Origin of the sequence: Burkholderia sp. LMG 13014, from assembly GCF_905232215.1 — a bacterium.
In the GTDB taxonomy this organism is placed as follows: domain Bacteria; phylum Pseudomonadota; class Gammaproteobacteria; order Burkholderiales; family Burkholderiaceae; genus Burkholderia.
The window spans coordinates 1-4,302 of the sequence record NZ_CAJNKE010000507.1 but is presented as its reverse complement, the minus strand read 5'-3'; the positions used below and the strand labels follow the sequence as shown (position 1 = coordinate 4,302).

Below are 4,302 nucleotides of genomic sequence, written 5' to 3'. Positions count from 1 at the left end.
GGGTGGCGATGGGCGCCCGAGCCGCTGCTGGCGTGGGTTTGAGCGGATCGAGGCGGTATCCTCACCGTTCGATTGCACAGCGTTTCGAGTGGCGTGGGGAGCGGATGTCCACAACGGGATCGGGCTGGCACGTCGCGGGTCGGGACGTCCGGCTCCCCGTTCGGATGCGCAGGGCGTCGTGCCGACTTTCGAGTGGATTCTGCTTCAGCCCGTGCTTGTACCCGTCTCCGGGATGCACAGGGGACCGAGTGGTCGAGGGGGTGGGATATCCACATCGAAACCGGCACGCGTTTCGATTTCGGGCTGACACTCACCGTTGAAATACACGGGCGCGCGAGTGGTTGCGAGGCCCGGATATCCACATTGCAACCGGCACGCGTTTCGACTCCGAGCCGACCATCACGGTTGCAATACACGGGCGCTCGAGTGGTCGCCGAGGCCGGATATTCACAACATGACCGGCGCGGTTTCCGGCGTACGGACTCGCGCTCCTCCTCGCCATTCACCGGCTTCGAATGGTTTTGGCGGTTGAACCGGCACCCTGATATTCACGCGGGTATACGCGCTTCGGCCGATCGACCGCCGGCACTCACCTTCGAAATGCACAGGACTTCGAGTCGTTTCGGGAGCGGGATATCCACACGGAAACGCGTGCCGTATTCGATCCCGCGTTCGCCCTCACCGTCGAGATTCACAGCGTTTCAAGTCTCTTCGGAGGTGAGATGTCCACACCCCCTGCTCCCGTTGCCCGCTCACCAAGGCGCTTGCGCTCACCGTTGATGGGCGGCGTTTCGAGTCGCATGCGATCAGGGCTTGAAGCCGCGTGATGGGGATAGCTTTCTGGCGAGTCGCTGTCCGTCGCGCAAAAAGCCGTGCCGCGCGTAAAAGCGGTGGGCATCCGGCCGGTGGTCGCCACTCGTCACTTCCAGCTTCACGCATCCGGCCGCGTCGAACCAACGCTCTGCGGCGGCCATCAGCGCACTGCCGACGCCGTATCCGCGATGGCGCTCATCGACGACCAGGCTGGTGATGCGTCCGAGGTAGCCTGCCGCGTGAAAGAGCGGCAACGCGTGGAGACTGATGCTGCCGACGACCTCGCATTGCACGACAGCCACGACGATCTTGTCCGTCGGACTCGGAAGCAACGCTTCGATCTTTTCGAGGATCAGCGACGGCGTCGTGTCGTAGCCGAGCTGGCTCAACAGTGCGGCAATGGCTGCGTGATCAGACGGCTGCGCGTCTCGGATCGCGAGGTTCGACGACGTGATCAAGTCCGGCGCTCCCGAGGAAAAGACGTTCGTAGTCGCCGAGCGTTGTCGCTCCGGGTATCCGCACCGCCAGCGGCCGTACAAGGCCGCACAAGGCCGCCGGCCCGGACGGGCACCCACGCTCACCGTTGAAATGCACAGCGGTTCGAGTCCTTTCCAGGGCGGGATATCCACACCCTGGCGAACGCCTCGTTCGATCGGGCATTCACCCTCACCTTGGAAATACACAGTGCTTCGAGTCCTTTCCGGGGTGAGATATCCACACCTCGGCGAGCCCTTCGGATAATCCCGCGATGATACTCACCTTCGAAACGCACAGCGCTTCGAGTCCCTTCCAGGGCAGGATATCCACACCCCGGCGAACGCCTCGTTCGATCCCGCGATCGCACGCGCTTTCGAAACACGCAGCACCTCCGGCCCCGACCAAGGCAGGATATTCACACCTCGGCGAGTCCCCCAGCCGATTTCGCGATCGCACTCACCTCGAAATACACGGCGCTTCGCGCCTGTTCGAACGCAGAATATCCACACCGCTGCGAGCGCCTCGGCCGCCTCGTCGATCACACTCACCCTCGAAATACACAGCGCTTCGAGTCCATTCGGGGGCAGGATATCCACACCCCTGCGAACGCCTCGTTCAATTCGGCGCGCGTACCGATCATCGCCATCCACAGCCCGCCGAGTCGCGTGCGGGGATCGGATACTACATCGAAACGGGCTCCCCATTCACATCGATGCTCGACAATCACCTTTGAGCAGCACGGTTTTTCGTGTCTTGCCGGGCGTCGGATGCCCGCAACAAAGGCGGCGCATCCGACCGCTTTCGACGATCCTCACCGATGCAATACACAGGGTTTCGCGTCGTTCGGGGCACGACAGGTACGCTGCGCGCGCGCGAAACCTCGCAGCCGACCGCGCGCCGCACCCCGTTGCGCCGACGCCGCTCAATGTCCGGCGCCAGTCATCCGTTGCAAGTCCGCCAGCCAGCTTTGACTCGTATCCAGCTGGTCGCCGGGCGCGCTTTCCGTCCATACGATCACGCCGTTGATGGCTCGCCCTGCCTCGGACAGTTCGCCGAGCCATTCCGCATCGCCCAGAAATCCATTCGCCGTCTGCCCTGCCTTGTAAGGCGACACATACGCATAAATCGGCAGCGATCGGTTGATGGCCCGGTCGTTTTCGACGACCGCCCGCAGATTCGTTCGCCACAGCGCATGGTTCGGCCAGCGCTGATACATCGTCGGTGCAAAGAAATCGAATCCGCCGTCCTGATAAAGCTGCGCGCGGATACTGCGAAATTTCGGATTGAAATCGTAGTCGTACATGCCGAGCCGGGCATTCGGATAAGCCGCCCGCGTCCAGGCGATGAACTTCGCGAACAGTGCCACTTCGTTCTCGGCCTGCGCTTCCGATCGCGCCGCATCGATCACGATCTTCTCGAAATCGAACGCGATGAATTCGTTCGATCTGAATTGCGACACATAGCCGGCCAGCACCTTCCTGAACTGGCTCTCGGTCGGTACGTGATAGCAGCGGGTTGCATCGCACGACAGCCCCCAGACGTCATAGATCGACGTGAAGGGCACCAGCCCCATCCCGTCGAGATAGGCGGCGTTCGCGTACCGGTTTCCGTTGAAGGCGGTGAAGCCGTTGCCACGCGGGAATACGACGACAGGCGTTTTCGGCTGCGAGGCATTCGCGTCGCGAGCGACGGGCTCGTTCGCGGCGACGGCCGCACAGCCCGCCATCGCGATGGCAGTCGCTACCGACAGGCAGCGGGCAAGAAGCGTGCGCTTCGACATGACGTTGGAACTCCGATCATCCCGGGATCATTCAGCGGCTCACCGACTTCCTTTCGGACGGCGAGCGCCTGACATCGTTCGGCGGCGGCCGCACCATCGCTGCGCATCGGCCGCTGCTTCATCCTGCGCATGCGCCCATGTTCGGCGTTCGGTTTGCGAGGCATCGAATTCTCGCGGCAATCGGGATCGGTACGCAAGCGTTCGCCCTGCCGCGCTCGCCCGCGCTTCCGAACCGCTCGCCCTGTCCTCACCGTTCCAATCCACAGCATTTCGGGTTGCTTTGCGCGACGGTTTTCCACAACCGGCCGCCTTCCCGACGTCCGGCACACGTGTGAAATTCCGCCCGGCAGATAGATATGGTGAAGCACGTGCGCTCGCGCCGGGATACCGGCCGGCGTGGTATATCGCCCGCCCGGCATGTCATTGACGGGCATCCACCGCATCAACCTCACGCCACAGAATTTATAACTAGTTTTTCTATGACTAGTTATAAATATTCACCGCCGGCCGCCCCTGTCCGAACCGTTCCCGCTCGGGTACGCTTGAACCTCCATCGACACGGCACCTACCCCCTACGCGGAGGCGCAATGAAGCTCTACTACTGGCCGAAGACCCGGGCGTTCCGGGCGTTGTGGATGCTCGAGGAAATCGGTGTCGTCTACGAGCTCGTGCCGATCGACCTGCGCTCGCACGAACAGGGCAGCGAAGCGTTCATCCAGGTCAATCCGATGGCCAAGCTGCCCGCGCTCGACGACGGCAACGCGCCGTTCGCCGAATCGGGTGCCGTACTGCTCTATCTCGCCGACTGCTGCCCGGGCGCCGGGCTCGGCATCGCGCCCGACGATCCGCTGCGCGGCCGCTTCCTGCAGTGGATGTTCTTCACGCCGACCTGCCTCGAACCGGCGATGGCCGAGAAATTCACGGGCGCGTCGGGCAATCCGGTCGCGTTCGGCTGGGGCAACATCACGCGCGTGCAGCGCGCGCTTGCGCAGGCGCTCGCCCATAGCCCGTGGCTCGTCGGCGAGCGCTTCACCGCGGCCGACCTGCTGCTCGCCAGCACGCTGAAGATCGCGTTCGACGCGCATCTGCTGCCACATGAAGGCGTGCTCGGCGATTACGTCGCGCGTGCCGAGGACCGCGACGGGTTCCGCCGCGCGGCGGCGATCGAACAGCGCGAAGCGGCGCGCCTGCTGCATGCGTGACGTGTGGGCGTGTGGGCGTGTGGGCGTGTG

Annotated in this window: 3 protein-coding genes; 1 reads left to right on the top strand and 2 read right to left on the bottom strand. The window is 63.6% G+C overall.

Annotated features, from left to right (window positions below; translation table 11 throughout):
- Positions 1-806: 806 nt before the first annotated feature.
- Both JYJ84_RS29755 and JYJ84_RS29750 read right to left on the bottom strand, forming a co-directional pair.
- Positions 807-1,442 carry a GNAT family N-acetyltransferase gene (locus JYJ84_RS29755; protein ID WP_240201919.1) on the bottom strand — a complete coding sequence of 212 codons (636 nt, stop codon included), beginning with the start codon at positions 1,440-1,442 and terminating at the stop codon, positions 807-809.
- Between the two features lie 770 nt (positions 1,443-2,212).
- Positions 2,213-2,764, bottom strand: a complete 552-nt coding sequence (locus JYJ84_RS29750; protein WP_205189844.1) for a hypothetical protein — start codon at positions 2,762-2,764, stop codon at positions 2,213-2,215.
- Between the two features lie 893 nt (positions 2,765-3,657).
- Between JYJ84_RS29750 and JYJ84_RS29745 the strand changes: the two genes are divergently transcribed.
- A complete protein-coding gene (locus JYJ84_RS29745) occupies positions 3,658-4,272 on the top strand; it encodes a glutathione S-transferase family protein (RefSeq protein WP_122946401.1) in 615 nt (204 codons plus the stop codon).
- Positions 4,273-4,302 lie beyond the last annotated feature (30 nt).

What these genes read in the sequence shown, in the direction of transcription:
- JYJ84_RS29745 (WP_122946401.1), top strand. Translation starts at nt 3,658, where the DNA reads ATGAAGCTCTACTACTGGCCGAAGACCCGGGCGTTCCGGGCGTTGTGG.